The sequence below is a fragment of the Bacillus cereus group sp. N6 genome, assembly GCF_016483705.1.
Classification (GTDB): domain Bacteria; phylum Bacillota; class Bacilli; order Bacillales; family Bacillaceae_G; genus Bacillus_A; species Bacillus_A wiedmannii.
Map to the genome: position 1 here is coordinate 196,809 of NZ_JAEHBI010000003.1, position 15,039 is coordinate 211,847.

A 15,039-nucleotide genomic window follows, 5' to 3' on the forward strand; every position below is an offset into this window, starting at 1 on the left:
GTGGGTGAAAAAGAGAAAGAATTTGCTGTCATTGGCCTTGGACGTTTTGGTGGAAGCATTTGCCGAGAACTCGCTCAATTAGGTATGGAAGTAATGGCAATTGATTCAGATGAAGATAAAATTAATGAGTTTGCAAATATAGCTTCACATGCTGTAATTGCAGATTCAACAGATGAGATGGTATTAAAAAGTCTTGGTATTCGTAATTTTGATCATGTAGTCGTTGCTATTGGAGACAATTTAAATTCAAGTATTTTAACAACATTAATTTTAAAAGAGTTAGGTGTAAAAAATATTACTGTAAAAGCTCAAAATGATTACCATGAAAAAGTGTTAAGTAAAATAGGGGCAGATCACATTGTGCACCCCGAGCGTGATATGGGAAAAAGGATTGCTAATAATATTGCATCAAGTAATGTATTAGACTATCTTGAGCTTTCAGATGAGCATAGTATTGTAGAGATTATTGCAAATAAAAAAATTGATGGTCATTCTTTAATCGAATTAGATATTCGTGCGAAGTTTGGATTGAATATTGTAGCGATTAAACGTGGTAAAGAAGTTATTGTATCTCCTCGAGCTACGGAAAATATTCAAGCGGGAGATATATTAATTGTAATTGGTCATGACGATGAAGTAGATCGTTTTAAACACTTTTTAAGATAAGAGAAAAGGACAATACCATGAAGGTATTGTCCTTTTTCTTATATTTCCATAATGATTGGTAAAATCATTGGGCGACGTTTCGTTTTCTCATATAGGAATGGTGCTAATGTATCTGTAATTTCATTTTTAATTTCAGACCATTGTGTTGTTTTACGCTCCATTACTTTTTCTAAATGAGTTGTAATTAATGTTTGAGCATCATTAATTAAATCACTACTTTCGCGCATATACACAAAACCACGTGAGATAATATCAGGTCCTGCTGCAACTTTAAACTCTTTCATATCAATGCTTACAACTACAATAACAAGTCCTTCTTCAGAAAGAATACGACGATCGCGTAACACGATATTACCGATATCTCCAATACCATTTCCGTCAATATAGACAGATCCAGATGGTATTTTACCAGCTACGCTTGCTTCATCAGAACGAAGAGCAAGAACATCTCCATTATCCATGATGAAACAGTTTTCTTCTGGAATACCACAATCGTTTGCTAACTTCATATGCATACGTTGCATGCGGTATTCACCATGAATTGGCATGAAATACTTCGGTTTAATTAGACGAAGCATTAGTTTTTGTTCTTCTTGTCCACCGTGTCCACTCGTATGAATGTTTGACAGTTTTCCGTGGATTACATCAGCACCAGCACGATACAACATGTTAATTGTACGGCTTACACTAATTGTATTACCAGGGATTGGTGAAGAAGAGAAAACAACTGTGTCGCCAGGAATGATTTGAATTTGACGATGAGTACCATTAGCAATACGTGAAAGTGCTGCCATTGGCTCACCTTGACTACCTGTACATAAAATAACAACTTTATTAGCCGGTAGGCGGTTTAGTTGAGCTGTATCTATGAATGTATCCTTCGGACAGCGAATATAACCAAGGTTTTGTCCGATTTCAATCGCCGCTTCCATACTGCGACCGAACACAGCCACTTTACGATTGTTTTCAACAGCCGCTTCAACAACTTGTTGTAGACGATGGATATTTGATGCAAAGGTTGCAAAGATAATACGACCTTCTACTTTGCGGAAAATATCTTGAATACTATCACCAACACGGCGCTCAGACATTGTAAAGTTTGGAACTTCACTGTTTGTACTGTCAGATAAGAGACAAAGTACGCCGTCTTTTCCGATTTCAGCCATTTTTGTTAAGTCCGCTGGTTCACCGACTGGTGTGAAATCAAATTTGAAATCGCCAGTATGAACAACTTGTCCTTGAGGTGTTTTCACAACAACTCCGTATGAATCTGGGATACTGTGAGTTGTACGGAAGAAGGAAACAGATGTCTTTTTAAATTTAATAACATCATCTTCTTGAATTTCATAAAGTTTTGCTTTACGAAGTAATCCGTGCTCTTCTAATTTGTTTTTGATTAGTGCAATTGCTAATTTTCCGCCATAAATCGGGATGTTTACTTGACGTAATAAGTAAGGAATTCCACCGATATGATCTTCGTGACCATGTGTAATGAATAATCCTTTAATTTTATCTTCGTTTCGCACAAAATAAGTGTAATCTGGTATTACATAATCGATTCCGAGGAGTTCGTCTTCTGGAAATTTAATTCCAGCATCAATAATAATAATTTCATCTTGAAATTGAACAGCATATGTATTTTTACCGATTTCACCAAGTCCACCTAAAGCAAAAACGGCAGCTTGATCATTCTTTAGAAATTTCATATGACTATACGATTTCCGCTAATATTAAATCAGCGTTTTCTTTTTCATATTCAAGATGAGCACCAGTAACAGACTGAACGAACTCGATATTATATGCGAACTTATTTAATTTCTTACGAACATCCTTTTCAGACGTAGCCTCTAAATATAAAACTTTTGTATTTTCACGTACTGGAACCTCAGTCAATTTTACTTGATAAAATACTTTAAAAATCATTTGGAAAACCTCTCCTTGTCTATGTTTTGCATTATCTGTTACTTATTATAAAGCAAACAGTCACGATTTTCATGTTTTTTCGAATGAGAATGAAGAAAAAGCCCGAAATGGGCACAATTTAAGCGATTGTCTTTTTACGGACTAGATCTTTTAAATAACGCTTGAGCTTTTTCTTCAGCTTCTTCAGCATGATTACTCCTTCCTTTCCTTATTTAAAACATGCATATTACTAGTGAAAACTCCGTCTCTGATATCTGATATAAGAAAGAAGACAAAAGTGAATGTTGAATCTTGTCCTTTCTCATACAGGGAAAGTTATTCTATAGTAACGATTAGTAGCCGTTAGTTATAGGTATAGTATGAGAAAGAATAGAAAAGAAAATTCATACGAACAAGTATCCACATTTTTTACTAATATATATATGCAGGTTTCATAAATAAGGTCAGAAAGTGAACGCTTTCTTCACAGATGTTTAATATGTTATACTTTTTTTTAGAATTTGAAAAGCGATAATCAAAATAGGAATATAGAGTAACAGAAAGGATTTTGACAAATGAATGATAAAATTGTCTTTTTTGATATTGATGGAACATTATTAGATCATGATAAGAAGATTCCGCAATCTACACGAGATGCAGTAAGACATTTACAAGAGAAAGGTGTGCATGTAGCAATTGCGACAGGACGTGCGCCATTTATGTTTGAAGATATTCGTGAGGAACTCAATATACATAATTATGTTAGCTTTAATGGACAGTACGTTGTATTTGAAGATGAGGTAATATTTAATAACCCGTTACATCCAGCTGCCTTACATAAGTTTACTCAGTTTGCAAAACAAGAAGGATATCCACTTGTATATCTTGATCATCAAGAAATGAGAGCATCGGTGGAATATCATGATTATGTGAAGGAAGGTTTTGGAAGCTTAAATTTTGAGCATCCGGCATATGAACCTGATTTCTATGAGAAACGTAATATTTATCAAACACTTCTTTTCTGTGAAGTGAATGAAGAAGAAAAGTTTATTAATCATTATCCAGACTTTCATTTTATTCGCTGGCATGCATATTCAATGGATATTATTCCGAATGGTGGTTCGAAGGCAAAAGGAATTGAGAAATTCATTGAAAAATTAGGATTTAACCGTGAACAAGTGTATGCATTTGGAGATGGTTTAAATGATTTAGAAATGATCGAAGCAGTTGGGACAGGTATTGTGATGGGTAATGGTCATGAAGACTTGAAAAAACTTGCAAATCACGTGACAAAGGATGTTAGTGAAGACGGCATATATCATGGATTAAAATGGGCTGGATTGCTATAAGTGAATATGGAACCCATTTCATATAAAAAAAGGCGGAAGATTAACTTCCGCCTTTTTTTATTATCGCTCTAAAGGTTTTGAATCGTCAGGAGCAGCAAATGGATTTTCTTTATTAATGTGATCATAGAACATAACACCATTTAAATGGTCAATCTCATGCTGAAATACGATTGCTGGTAAACCTTTTAAACGTAATTTTACTTCTTCGCCGTTGATAGATGTTGCTTTCACTGTAATTCTTGTGTAACGAGGGACATAACCAGGTACTTCGCGGTCTACTGATAGACAGCCTTCTCCACTTTGTAAATATGTACGTTCAACAGAATGACTAATGATTTTTGGGTTGAATAATGCATGACTATATAACGTACCGTCCGTATCAGTTACATGAACCGCAATCATTTTCTTCGAAATACCGATTTGTGGAGCCGCTAATCCGATTCCAGGGCGCAAACTATATTTTTCAGCCATTTCAGGATCTTGGCTATTTATTACAAATTCAATCATTTCTTTAAGGGTAGTTGTATCTTCTTCGCTCGCCGGCATTGATACCTCTTCTGCAACGTTTCGCAAAATAGAATCTCCTTCGCGAATTACATCTTTCATTGTAAGCATATGTAATCTCTCCTTTCTTCTTTAGTCTACCAAAGGAGGTGGAAAAAGTCATCGACAAGTAGGGAAGCACTTTGGAAAGTGTTTTACTATAGAATATTTATGTATGTAATAAAAAGAAAAGACGGCAAAGCCGTCTGTTTCTTTCCATAGTTGTTTCATTTTACATTAGCGAATGCAAGCAGCACCAACGATAATTAAAAGAATAAACAACACAACGATTAAGGCGAAGCCGCGTCCAGACCCGCCACAAGAACCGCCATAACCGTAGGATGGATTTGAACAAGTTGGATAGCAATATGAGTATCCGTACATGAGATGACCTCCTTTATCATTTCCCGCTAACACTGCGGTTACTATAATGTATGGAGGGAAGGATAGAAATGTATGGGTAATTACCTATAAAAGGAAGAAGAGTTTGTATATTTTTGCTAAGAAGAGAGAAAAACTAAAGAGAATTAAATCGTTTACATATTATTCTAAGAGAAAAAATAAGTTGAAAAGGGAATAATATAACAGTAGGTTAATGCTTACTAATACAGATGTGAAAAATAAAAACACGTTTGTGTAGAAGAAACCTGCAGATTATTTATAAAAAAACGTATCCAAAGTAATTGACATCGTAATTAGAATAGTTGTAAACTAAAAAACGTGATCAAGATTGTATTAATATGTTTCTGAAAAAACATTAGTACAGATTGTTAGGTACACAAAATTATTCTCAACCGACAGATAAATTTGTTGGTTTACATTGTTGCGTTTTCAGTCTAGCTAATAGATAGTGAAAGCGTTTCAGAATATGGTTCAAGAGAGGAAGAGGTGAACGGAATGGGTACTAAAACAAAAAAGACCCTATTTAATGTTGATGAGCAAATGAAAGCTATCGCAGCTCAATTTGAGACATTACAAATTTTAAATGAAAAAGGCGAAGTTGTGAATGAAGCGGCTATGCCTGAATTATCTGATGATCAATTAAAAGAATTAATGCGCCGTATGGTGTATACTCGCGTACTAGATCAACGTTCTATTTCTTTAAACCGTCAAGGACGTTTAGGTTTCTACGCACCAACAGCTGGACAAGAGGCTTCTCAATTAGCAAGTCATTTCGCACTTGAAGCAGAAGATTTCATCTTACCAGGATATCGTGATGTGCCACAATTAGTATGGCACGGTTTACCATTATACCAAGCATTCTTATTCTCTCGTGGACATTTCATGGGTAACCAAATGCCTGAGAATGTAAATGCACTTGCTCCACAAATCATTATCGGTGCGCAAATCATCCAAACTGCTGGTGTTGCGTTAGGTATGAAACTACGTGGGAAAAAATCTGTTGCAATTACTTACACTGGTGACGGTGGTGCTTCACAAGGTGACTTCTACGAAGGTATGAACTTTGCGGGTGCATTCAAAGCTCCAGCAATCTTCGTTGTACAAAACAACCGTTATGCAATCTCTACTCCAGTAGAAAAGCAATCTGCAGCTAAAACTGTAGCACAAAAAGCAGTAGCAGCAGGTATTTACGGAATTCAAGTAGACGGTATGGATCCATTAGCTGTATACGCAGCAACTGCTTTCGCTCGTGAGCGTGCAGTAAACGGAGAAGGCCCTACTTTAATCGAGACTTTAACATTCCGTTACGGTCCACATACAATGGCTGGTGATGACCCAACTCGTTACCGTACAAAAGATATCGAGAACGAATGGGAACAAAAAGATCCAATCGTACGCTTCCGTGCATTCTTAGAAAACAAAGGCCTATGGTCTCAAGAAGTTGAAGAGAAAGTAATCGAAGAAGCAAAAGAAGATATCAAACAAGCAATTGCTAAGGCTGACCAAGCTCCAAAACAAAAAGTTACTGATTTAATGGAAATCATGTACGAAAAAATGCCTTACAACTTAGCTGAACAATATGAAATTTACAAAGAAAAGGAGTCGAAGTAAGCCATGGCTCAAATGACAATGATTCAAGCAATCACTGATGCTTTACGCGTTGAAATGAAAAATGACCCTAACGTACTTGTGTTTGGTGAAGACGTTGGTGTAAACGGCGGTGTATTCCGTGCTACTGAAGGTTTACAAGCTGAATTCGGTGAAGATCGTGTAATGGATACTCCACTTGCAGAGTCTGGTATTGGTGGACTTGCAGTTGGACTTGCATTAGAAGGCTTCCGTCCAGTTCCAGAAATCCAATTCTTCGGTTTCATTTATGAAGTAATGGATTCAGTTTCTGGTCAATTAGCTCGTATGCGTTACCGTTCTGGTGGACGTTGGACTGCTCCAGTAACAATTCGTTCTCCATTCGGTGGCGGTGTTCATACTCCTGAACTACATGCTGATAGCTTAGAAGGATTAGTGGCTCAACAACCTGGTCTAAAAGTTGTTATTCCATCTACTCCATACGATGCAAAAGGTCTTTTAATCTCTGCGATTCGTGACAACGATCCAGTTATCTACTTAGAGCATATGAAATTGTACCGTTCATTCCGTCAAGATGTACCAGAAGGCGATTACACAATTGATTTAGGTAAAGCTGATATCAAACGTGAAGGTACAGATGTATCTGTTATCGCTTACGGTGCTATGGTTCATGCTGCATTAAAAGCTGCTGAAGAACTTGAAAAAGAAGGTATCTCTTTAGAGGTAGTTGACTTACGTACAGTTCAACCATTAGATATCGAAACAATCATCGCTTCTGTTGAAAAAACAGGCCGCGTAGTTGTAGTTCAAGAAGCACAAAAACAAGCTGGTATTGCAGCTAACGTTGTAGCGGAAATTAACGACCGTGCAATCTTAAACTTAGAAGCTCCAGTTGTACGTGTTGCAGCTGCTGATACAGTATTCCCATTCTCTCAAGCTGAGAGCGTATGGTTACCAAACCATAAAGATATTGTTGAAGCTGTTAACAAAGTAATGAACTTCTAATTTTTAGCTTTTCATGTGCAAAAGAAATCAGCACATGCTGGTTTCTTTTGTACATATTCCATAATAATGAAATGAATCAGGGGGCTGAATTCCGTGGCATTTGAATTTAAACTACCAGATATCGGTGAAGGTATCCACGAAGGTGAAATCGTAAAATGGTTTATTAAACCAGGCGATGAAGTAAACGAAGACGATGTACTTCTTGAAGTACAAAATGATAAAGCAGTAGTAGAAATCCCTTCTCCTGTTAAAGGTAAAGTACTTGAAGTACTTGTAGAAGAAGGAACAGTTGCAATTGTAGGAGATACATTAATTAAATTTGATGCTCCTGGATACGAAAACCTTAAATTTAAAGGTGACGATCATGATGCAGCTCCAAAAGCTGAAGAAGCAGCAGTAGAAGCTACTCCAGCAGCGGAAGCTACTCCAGCAGCAACTGCAGAAGTAGTAAATGAGCGCGTAATCGCTATGCCATCTGTTCGTAAATATGCTCGTGAGAACGGCGTAGACATTCATAAAGTAGCTGGTTCTGGTAAGAACGGCCGTATCGTAAAAGCTGACATCGATGCATTTGCAAATGGTGGACAAGCAGTAGCAGCAACTGAGGCTCCAGCAGCAGTAGAAGCTACTCCAGCAGCAGCGAAAGAAGAAGCACCAAAAGCACAACCAATCCCAGCTGGTGAATATCCAGAAACTCGTGAGAAAATGAGTGGTATCCGTAAAGCGATTGCTAAAGCAATGGTTAACTCTAAGCATACAGCTCCTCACGTAACATTAATGGATGAAGTAGATGTAACAGAACTTGTTGCTCACCGTAAGAAGTTCAAAGCTGTTGCAGCTGACAAAGGTATTAAATTAACTTACCTTCCATACGTTGTTAAAGCTTTAACATCTGCATTACGTGAATACCCAATGTTAAACACTTCTTTAGATGATGCTTCTCAAGAAGTAGTTCATAAACATTACTTCAACATCGGTATCGCAGCTGATACAGACAAAGGTCTATTAGTACCAGTTGTTAAAGATACAGATCGCAAGTCTATCTTCACTATTTCTAACGAGATCAATGATCTTGCTGGTAAAGCACGTGATGGTCGTTTAGCTCCGGCTGAAATGAAAGGTGCTTCTTGCACAATCACAAACATTGGTTCTGCAGGTGGACAATGGTTCACTCCAGTTATCAATCACCCAGAAGTAGCAATCCTTGGTATCGGCCGTATCGCTGAGAAGCCAGTTGTGAAAAACGGTGAAATCGTTGCAGCTCCAGTATTAGCATTATCTCTAAGCTTTGACCATCGTTTAATTGACGGCGCAACTGCTCAAAAAGCATTAAACCAAATTAAACGTCTATTGAATGACCCACAATTATTAGTAATGGAGGCGTAATAACAATGGTAGTAGGAGATTTCCCAATTGAATTAGATACAGTCGTTGTTGGTGCAGGTCCTGGTGGATACGTTGCGGCAATTCGTGCAGCACAATTAGGTCAAAAGGTAGCAATTATCGAAAAAGCTAACCTTGGTGGCGTATGCTTAAACGTTGGATGTATTCCTTCAAAAGCGTTAATCAATGCAGGTCATCGTTATGAGAATGCAATGCATTCTGATGACATGGGTATCACTGCAGAGAACGTAAAAGTTGACTTTACAAAAGTTCAAGAATGGAAAAACGGCGTAGTTAAGAAATTAACTGGCGGTGTTGAAGGCCTTCTTAAAGGTAACAAAGTTGAAATCATTCGCGGTGAAGCTTACTTCGTAGATGCTAACACATTACGCGTAATGACTGAAGATGCAGCACAAACGTATACGTTTAAAAATGCTGTTCTTGCAACTGGTTCTACACCAATCGAAATTCCAGGATTCAAATACTCTAAACGTGTTATCAACTCTACAGGTGCTTTAAGCTTACCTGAAATTCCTAAAAAACTTGTTGTAATCGGCGGCGGTTACATCGGTATGGAATTAGGAACTGCATATGCTAACTTCGGTACAGAAGTTACTGTAGTAGAAGCTGGCGACGAAATCTTAGCTGGTTTCGAAAAAGCTATGAGCTCTGTTGTTAAACGTGCTCTTCAAAAGAAAGGTAACGTAAATATCCATACAAAAGCTATGGCTAAAGGCGTTGAAGAAACAGAAACTGGCGTAAAAGTTAGCTTTGAAGTTAAAGGTGAAATCCAAACTGTAGAAGCAGATTACGTATTAGTAACTGTAGGTCGTCGTCCAAACACTCAAGAAATTGGTCTTGAGCAAGTTGGAGTTAAAATGACTGACCGCGGCATCATCGAAATCGATGAGCAATGTCGTACAAACGTATCAAACATCTATGCAATCGGTGATATCGTTCCTGGACCACCATTAGCTCACAAAGCTTCTTACGAAGGTAAAGTAGCTGTTGAAGCAATTAGTGGCCATGCATCAGCAATCGATTATATCGGAATTCCTGCAGTATGCTTCACTGATCCTGAATTAGCATCTGTTGGTTACACTAAGAAACAAGCTGAAGAAGCAGGAATGACAGTAGCTGTATCTAAGTTCCCATTCGCTGCTAACGGTCGTGCATTATCATTAAACAGCACTGACGGTTTCCTACAACTTGTAACACGTAAAGAAGATGGTCTTCTTGTAGGTGCTCAAGTTGCAGGTGCAGGCGCTTCTGATATTATCTCTGAGATTGGTTTAGCTATCGAAGCTGGAATGACAGCAGAAGATATCGCTCAAACAATCCACGCTCACCCAACATTAGGTGAGATCACAATGGAAGCAGCTGAAGTTGCTCTTGGAATGCCAATTCACATTGTAAAATAATTATAAAAAAACGTCTTCTAAATTTAGAAGACGTTTTTTTTATTCTTTATTTTCAAATTGATACATTTTTTATTTGTACTAGTGTCATTATAAAGGAATAACACGATATCAGCATTTAGTTTTTCGAGTTCTTGTTTTACATTTTTGCTTGCCGCAAATCGTGGATCAATAAATGTTGTTTGTTCAAACTCTTGTGCAAATAAAGGATAAGTTGCATCTGCATAAGAATCTTTAATAATGACAGCATGTAGTTTGGTTTTTGCATCTGGATTTAAAATATTTATCTGTGCATAGTCTGTTTTGTAAACGAAACTATAGTCTGGTGAAAGCTTATTTTTGTCCACTGCAAAGAATTCCTTCATCGGCATTTTCATTGATTCTTCTGATTTTGGACCGAGATATACAGTGTAATTATCCCACATATTTGGGTTTTGCTTTAATTGTACATATGGGATTGTTTCAGGTGTTTCTATTAAATTATACAGTTGTTTATTCCAACTACCGATAAAGTGTCCATTCGGTTTTTCTATAGTTATTTTATAATCATCTCGATTAACAGCATTACCTTTAAATGTTTTAGATTCATTAGCAATGTGCTTCATTGTTTGCTCGTATGCATAAAATGCACCTTTCATATTCCAATGATGATCGGTCTTAAAGTATAGATCTTCTAATTGTTCATGAGTAAATTCCTTTAGTGAAATTTTTCATAGTTAGCCCTCCTTTAGAAGCGGAAGTAAATAAATGGATTGTAAGTTGCATTCGTTAAATACATCATAGTTATGATTAAGACACTCAAGTAATAAAGTGGAGATAAAATGACTACCTTTTTATTTGCTAATTGATTCTTGATCCAAGAGAAAAATGGAGCGGATGTAATAATAGCAAGTATTAAAGATTAACCAATAATTCATCACATAGAAATAACTCGTAATGTCAGTCAACGATCTATTTAATCCGAACATTGCTTGTGAAAATTTAGAACAGTAGCTAAAATTATCAGCGCGGAAGAACACCCAACCAATAATCACTAAAAACATAACGTATACGTGTTGAATCGGCCAACATAATTTTTGTAATAATTTTTCGAAACCAGCCTTTTCTAAAGCGATTAAACATCCGTAATAAATACCCCAAAATCATAAATGTCCAACTAGCTCCATGCCAAAATCCGGTTAACGCCCATACAATGAAGAGATTACGATAGATTTTCCAAGTGGATACGCTCATTGTTGCTGGATCCATCGCAAATATTTCATCGGCAATAGCTCCTAATTGATTCGCAATTAAAACCTTCTTTCCTAATCCAATGATAAAATGACGAATTCCTTCTGAAAACTTATCAGCAGTAACTGTTCTAACATGTAATTGAAAAGCGATTGTATTATATCGAACAATGGGTCCTGCTATTAATTGTGGGAAAATAGTAAAGTATAGTGCAAGGTCAAATAGATTTCGCTGAGCTTCTACTTTTTTCTTATAAATGTCAATAATATAACTCATTGCATGGAAAGTGAAAAATGAAATCCCAATTGTAAGGGGATTTTTTCTAGTACAATGTTTGTATGAAAAATGCCATTTATATTATTTACTAAGAAATTAGCGTATTTAAAATATCCGCGTATAGCAGTATTGACAACGATTGCTATAGTCAGAATAACTTTTCTATTTGTACTAGACAGTCGGTCTTTATTAAGCCATATTTCGAACCAATAGTTGATGAAAATAGAAAAAAGCATTAGGAAGACATATATTGGTTCTCCCCAAGCATAAAATAATAAACTAAATAATAGAAGAACTATGTTTTGTAATTCTTTCCGTACTGAGTAGTACACGAAAAGAATTGCAGGTAAAAAAAGCATAAGAAAAACAAATTGCTAAATACCATGTATCATTAAATCCTTTCTATCTTTTCTCTTTAAGGAGTATGCCATGCGATGAATGAATAATCTATCTTATAGGAGATATGAGAGAATGTATTGTTAAAAACGAGGAATATTCGCATTAGAATAGTTGGAGAATTTGAAAAAGAAAAATACAACGATGAATTAGGTGGGATTTGGAAAAGTCTACCTTCAAAATGTTAAGAGGGAAGAGCTGAAGCATATAATAGGAAGAAAAAGGAGGTAACGCTATGAAAATTACACTAGCTTCATTTTTTCATCTAGTTTTATGGAGTGGATTTTCAGTAGTGTTATTATTGTCAAGTCGTGATAAACTTCATTATAAAATTTTTCTTTTTCTTATATTTTTGTACTTAGCGTATGTAATAGCGTATGTCATACTAAGTGCAAGGAGAAAAGCGATGCTTCTTACTTGCACAAATAGTATGATCTTTCTAATCATTTATTTTTGTTTTTAAATTAACGCTTATAGAAATACATTGTTCTTCCATTAAATAATTGTAATTCTCCTTCTAATTTCTTCGCTAGAAAACGGCAAAATTCATTTGCTTTTCCTTTATCACCGAATGTTGCATTAGGTGGTAAAGAAATCTGAATAAAAGATTGTTCCTTTTCTATACCAACACCAACATATATGGAGTCATATCGATCGTGAGTAGCTTGTAGTTTTAATGTTGTTGCTGATGTATCTAAAATTTCATAAGGAAAAGCGGTATTTGTATAAGCGTAATTAATTTGAACACCAGTTTTGGAAGTAACTGTTTTATAGTACTGAAAAAGTTGTTTTATATCATCTGTTGAAACAGTTTGTTGATTGGATTTAGGTACAAGCGTAATAAAGGCATGTTGCATATAAGTTCCTCCTAACTTAGTAGAATACTATCATTCTACATCCTACTGAATTTTTTGACAATTAAAAGGAGTATTCCTTTTTTTGTTTAATATACTAATGAAAGGTGATGTAGAAAGGTGGAAACCGATGTTTGAAAAATTGTATGATGAGCATGAAAGTGTGAAGGTACGATTTTTGGGGTTTATGACACATGATACTCGTTATGATTTTGGTGTTATTTATACAAATATGTTTTTTGGAAAGCTGCTCATTGTTTGTATGCAAACAGGAAGGTCTACTTTACTTGGAAGAGATGATGTAGAGAATGTGCAACATATACAGGAAGTTTTTAAATTAGGGTCAGAAGAGGAAGCAGCAGAGTTAGCTCAGTTTTTTAAATTTTTAGTCCCATCTACTTCTTTGCATGCGGAATATGAAGAATAATTAATGTAAAACAGTCGTACGTATAAATATGGCTGTTTTTTTGTTCGAATATCGCATACTAATTTAAATTAAAAATATTTAATGTGTTATACTAAAAACCTATTGACGTAAAAAGTATAACATATTAAAATAAAGACAGAAAGTTAAGCGGTTACAAAAGTTTTTGGGATTATAAACTTAGGGGGAAATGAAAAATGGGAACGATCGTATGTCAAGATTGTGAAGGTACAATTGCACACTTCGAGGATGAGAAAGTAACGGTACTTTACGGGAAATGTGGATCTTGCGGATGTGATCACACAGAGCATACAAAAGCCCAATAATTGATAGGAAATGGACAGCTAAAAGTTTTTAGGACCATAAACTTAGGGGGAAATGAAAAATGGGAACAATCGTATGCCAAGTATGTGAAGGAACAATCGGACATTTTGAAGATGAAAAAACGACAGTGCTTTACGGAAAATGTGGTACAAATTGTGACTGTGCTAATAGAGACAAGGCGAAAGCTTAATTATAAATAAGTAGATTATTATTAAAACTCAGGGGGAAATGAAAAGTGGGAACAATCGTATGCCAAGTATGTGAAGGAACAATCGGACATTTTGAAGATGAAAAATCAACAGTACTATACGGAAAATGTGGATCTCATTGCGAATGTGACCATAAAGAACATACAAAAGCTTAAATAAGAAGAAGCGCCTACATATGTAGGCGCTTTTTTTAATAAATTGTAGTTGTATGGCCAACTGTTGCAACGATTGCATCATCTCTAATCGGAATAAATCCTATCGATGTCTGTGGAGTGCTAGGAGAGGCGTAGTGGCTCATGAGACGGCTATCAATACGGGTAATAGTATCGGTCAAGAAAGCTGAAATAAAAGCGTAAGGGACTCGTCGTTCATTTAATGAGTATATAATTTCCTCTTTTGTTTTTACACCTACGCCATGTCCGTAAAAAAAGAAATTTCCTAGATAGATTGTATTTTCTCCTTGCCACTCGATCGTAGCTGGATTCACTTGTGGATTTTTAAAATAAACGAGATCACCTGGAACAAGATCGCCACCCGTTTTTGTTATGAGCTTTAAATCTTGATCGTAGTCCCACGTATAAAGTAAAAGGTTTGCAAAGAGACGGTTGAAAGTTTCTTCCTCATATAATGATAGTAAAGCTTTGTAAAAAATAATGATCATAGCGGTGGCGCATTCAGTTCCATATAGTTTTCCGTTTTTGAAAATATCTTGTATGGCAATGGAAGGGGGTATGTTTGGTAGTAGCTCGAATCCTCCAAGTGGTGTTCTTTTCCAATACTGGGGGTTGCAAAAGGATTGTTGAAATGTGCGAAACTGAAATCCACTTTGAAAAAGTTCTAATGCAGAAGTAATAATATTCACTCGCAAATTTAGATCAAAGCTGAGTTCATCAGATGTTCGGAAGGAATAAATTTCTTGATTTCCTGCCATTATCGATAAAATTTGTTGTTTCTCAGCTGCAAATGGCTCATATTCATTTGTGATATAAGGATGTACAATAGAACGGCCTATTACAATCATAATAGTATCCCCACCTATACGTTACATTACTTAATATCGTATGGGAAAAG

Annotated in this window: 17 protein-coding genes and 2 pseudogenes; 11 read left to right on the forward strand and 8 right to left on the reverse strand. The window is 36.0% G+C overall.

All coding sequences use genetic code 11. The features are described 5' to 3' along the window. Positions 1 to 666: a potassium channel family protein gene (locus JDS99_RS04235; protein WP_000504032.1), complete on the forward strand. Its 666-nt coding sequence runs from the start codon at positions 1 to 3 to the stop codon at positions 664 to 666. A gap of 38 nt (positions 667 to 704) precedes the next feature. On the opposite strand, the gene rnjA is transcribed toward JDS99_RS04235, so the two are convergent. Together rnjA and JDS99_RS04245 are read right to left on the reverse strand one after the other, a co-directional pair. After that, the gene (gene rnjA / locus JDS99_RS04240; protein ID WP_000670370.1) at positions 705 to 2,372 is read right to left on the reverse strand and encodes a ribonuclease J1; all 1,668 of its coding nucleotides are present in this window, start codon (positions 2,370 to 2,372) and stop codon (positions 705 to 707) included. Between the two features lie 4 nt (positions 2,373 to 2,376). Beyond that, complete coding sequence (locus tag JDS99_RS04245; protein ID WP_048546139.1) at positions 2,377 to 2,589, reverse strand: DNA-dependent RNA polymerase subunit epsilon; 213 nt, start codon at positions 2,587 to 2,589, stop codon at positions 2,377 to 2,379. Positions 2,590 to 3,143: 554 nt separating this feature from the next. Here JDS99_RS04245 and JDS99_RS04250 point away from each other — a divergent pair. Continuing rightward, entirely contained in the window at positions 3,144 to 3,917 is a 774-nt protein-coding gene (locus JDS99_RS04250; protein WP_000998280.1) for a Cof-type HAD-IIB family hydrolase, read from the forward strand. Positions 3,918 to 3,977: 60 nt separating this feature from the next. Here the strand turns inward: JDS99_RS04250 and def are convergent, their stop codons facing one another. Both def and JDS99_RS04260 read right to left on the reverse strand, forming a co-directional pair. Further along, on the reverse strand, positions 3,978 to 4,532 hold the full coding sequence (gene def / locus JDS99_RS04255) for a peptide deformylase (RefSeq protein WP_076539891.1): 555 nt from the start codon (positions 4,530 to 4,532) through the stop codon (positions 3,978 to 3,980). Positions 4,533 to 4,697: 165 nt separating this feature from the next. Further along, positions 4,698 to 4,844 (reverse strand): YjcZ family sporulation protein, encoded by a 147-nt coding sequence (locus tag JDS99_RS04260; RefSeq protein ID WP_000274561.1) that lies wholly within the window; start codon positions 4,842 to 4,844, stop codon positions 4,698 to 4,700. Between the two features lie 513 nt (positions 4,845 to 5,357). On the opposite strand from JDS99_RS04260, the gene pdhA reads away from it, so the two are divergent. The 4 genes from pdhA (at position 5,358) to lpdA (ending at position 10,258) form a co-directional block, all read left to right on the forward strand. Further along, complete coding sequence (pdhA, locus tag JDS99_RS04265) at positions 5,358 to 6,473, forward strand: pyruvate dehydrogenase E1 component subunit alpha (protein WP_000536893.1); 1,116 nt, start codon at positions 5,358 to 5,360, stop codon at positions 6,471 to 6,473. A gap of 3 nt (positions 6,474 to 6,476) precedes the next feature. After that, positions 6,477 to 7,454 carry a pyruvate dehydrogenase complex E1 component subunit beta gene (pdhB, locus tag JDS99_RS04270; RefSeq protein WP_000068162.1) on the forward strand — a complete coding sequence of 326 codons (978 nt, stop codon included), beginning with the start codon at positions 6,477 to 6,479 and terminating at the stop codon, positions 7,452 to 7,454. A 93-nt stretch (positions 7,455 to 7,547) separates the two neighbouring features. Beyond that, positions 7,548 to 8,840, forward strand: a complete 1,293-nt coding sequence (gene pdhC / locus JDS99_RS04275) for a pyruvate dehydrogenase complex dihydrolipoyllysine-residue acetyltransferase (RefSeq protein ID WP_199694596.1) — start codon at positions 7,548 to 7,550, stop codon at positions 8,838 to 8,840. A 5-nt stretch (positions 8,841 to 8,845) separates the two neighbouring features. Further along, positions 8,846 to 10,258: a dihydrolipoyl dehydrogenase gene (gene lpdA / locus JDS99_RS04280; protein ID WP_000260106.1), complete on the forward strand. Its 1,413-nt coding sequence runs from the start codon at positions 8,846 to 8,848 to the stop codon at positions 10,256 to 10,258. A 39-nt stretch (positions 10,259 to 10,297) separates the two neighbouring features. Here the strand turns inward: lpdA and JDS99_RS04285 are convergent. Further along, positions 10,298 to 10,953 (reverse strand): annotated as a pseudogene (locus JDS99_RS04285) (DHHW family protein); the annotation flags it as partial. A 29-nt stretch (positions 10,954 to 10,982) separates the two neighbouring features. Further along, positions 10,983 to 12,146 (reverse strand): annotated as a pseudogene (locus JDS99_RS04290) (MBOAT family O-acyltransferase). 246 nt (positions 12,147 to 12,392) lie between these two features. On the opposite strand from JDS99_RS04290, the gene JDS99_RS04295 reads away from it, so the two are divergent. Then, complete coding sequence (locus JDS99_RS04295) at positions 12,393 to 12,620, forward strand: hypothetical protein (RefSeq protein WP_048546134.1); 228 nt, start codon at positions 12,393 to 12,395, stop codon at positions 12,618 to 12,620. Position 12,621: 1 nt separating this feature from the next. On the opposite strand, the gene JDS99_RS04300 is transcribed toward JDS99_RS04295, so the two are convergent. Next, positions 12,622 to 13,014 (reverse strand): DUF1885 family protein, encoded by a 393-nt coding sequence (locus JDS99_RS04300; protein ID WP_001163318.1) that lies wholly within the window; start codon positions 13,012 to 13,014, stop codon positions 12,622 to 12,624. 127 nt (positions 13,015 to 13,141) lie between these two features. Between JDS99_RS04300 and JDS99_RS04305 the strand changes: the two genes are divergently transcribed. The 4 genes from JDS99_RS04305 to JDS99_RS04320 all read left to right on the forward strand — a co-directional run bounded on the left by JDS99_RS04305 (position 13,142) and on the right by JDS99_RS04320 (position 14,123). Beyond that, positions 13,142 to 13,438 (forward strand): DUF3055 domain-containing protein, encoded by a 297-nt coding sequence (locus JDS99_RS04305; protein WP_088064496.1) that lies wholly within the window; start codon positions 13,142 to 13,144, stop codon positions 13,436 to 13,438. A gap of 194 nt (positions 13,439 to 13,632) precedes the next feature. Then, positions 13,633 to 13,761 carry a GapA-binding peptide SR1P gene (locus JDS99_RS04310; protein WP_000536778.1) on the forward strand — a complete coding sequence of 43 codons (129 nt, stop codon included), beginning with the start codon at positions 13,633 to 13,635 and terminating at the stop codon, positions 13,759 to 13,761. Between the two features lie 59 nt (positions 13,762 to 13,820). Beyond that, a complete protein-coding gene (locus tag JDS99_RS04315) occupies positions 13,821 to 13,949 on the forward strand; it encodes a GapA-binding peptide SR1P (RefSeq protein WP_000536801.1) in 129 nt (42 codons plus the stop codon). Between the two features lie 45 nt (positions 13,950 to 13,994). After that, on the forward strand, positions 13,995 to 14,123 hold the full coding sequence (locus JDS99_RS04320) for a GapA-binding peptide SR1P (RefSeq protein ID WP_000536796.1): 129 nt from the start codon (positions 13,995 to 13,997) through the stop codon (positions 14,121 to 14,123). 35 nt (positions 14,124 to 14,158) lie between these two features. On the opposite strand, the gene JDS99_RS04325 is transcribed toward JDS99_RS04320, so the two are convergent. Beyond that, entirely contained in the window at positions 14,159 to 14,989 is an 831-nt protein-coding gene (locus JDS99_RS04325) for a protein-glutamine gamma-glutamyltransferase (RefSeq protein ID WP_000635322.1), read from the reverse strand. Positions 14,990 to 15,039: the final 50 nt, after the last annotated feature.

Excerpts from the sequence above, each read along its gene's own strand:
- rnjA (WP_000670370.1), bottom strand. The coding sequence starts at position 2,372 with ATGAAATTTCTAAAGAATGATCAAGCTGCCGTTTTTGCTTTAGGTGGA.
- JDS99_RS04245 (WP_048546139.1), bottom strand. The coding sequence starts at position 2,589 with ATGATTTTTAAAGTATTTTATCAAGTAAAATTGACTGAGGTTCCAGTA.
- JDS99_RS04250 (WP_000998280.1), top strand. The coding sequence starts at position 3,144 with ATGAATGATAAAATTGTCTTTTTTGATATTGATGGAACATTATTAGAT.
- def (WP_076539891.1), bottom strand. The coding sequence starts at position 4,532 with ATGCTTACAATGAAAGATGTAATTCGCGAAGGAGATTCTATTTTGCGA.
- JDS99_RS04260 (WP_000274561.1), bottom strand. The coding sequence starts at position 4,844 with ATGTACGGATACTCATATTGCTATCCAACTTGTTCAAATCCATCCTAC.
- pdhA (WP_000536893.1), top strand. The coding sequence starts at position 5,358 with ATGGGTACTAAAACAAAAAAGACCCTATTTAATGTTGATGAGCAAATG.
- pdhB (WP_000068162.1), top strand. The coding sequence starts at position 6,477 with ATGGCTCAAATGACAATGATTCAAGCAATCACTGATGCTTTACGCGTT.
- lpdA (WP_000260106.1), top strand. The coding sequence starts at position 8,846 with ATGGTAGTAGGAGATTTCCCAATTGAATTAGATACAGTCGTTGTTGGT.
- JDS99_RS04295 (WP_048546134.1), top strand. The coding sequence starts at position 12,393 with ATGAAAATTACACTAGCTTCATTTTTTCATCTAGTTTTATGGAGTGGA.
- JDS99_RS04300 (WP_001163318.1), bottom strand. The coding sequence starts at position 13,014 with ATGCAACATGCCTTTATTACGCTTGTACCTAAATCCAATCAACAAACT.
- JDS99_RS04305 (WP_088064496.1), top strand. The coding sequence starts at position 13,142 with ATGTTTGAAAAATTGTATGATGAGCATGAAAGTGTGAAGGTACGATTT.
- JDS99_RS04310 (WP_000536778.1), top strand. The coding sequence starts at position 13,633 with ATGGGAACGATCGTATGTCAAGATTGTGAAGGTACAATTGCACACTTC.
- JDS99_RS04315 (WP_000536801.1), top strand. The coding sequence starts at position 13,821 with ATGGGAACAATCGTATGCCAAGTATGTGAAGGAACAATCGGACATTTT.
- JDS99_RS04325 (WP_000635322.1), bottom strand. The coding sequence starts at position 14,989 with ATGATTGTAATAGGCCGTTCTATTGTACATCCTTATATCACAAATGAA.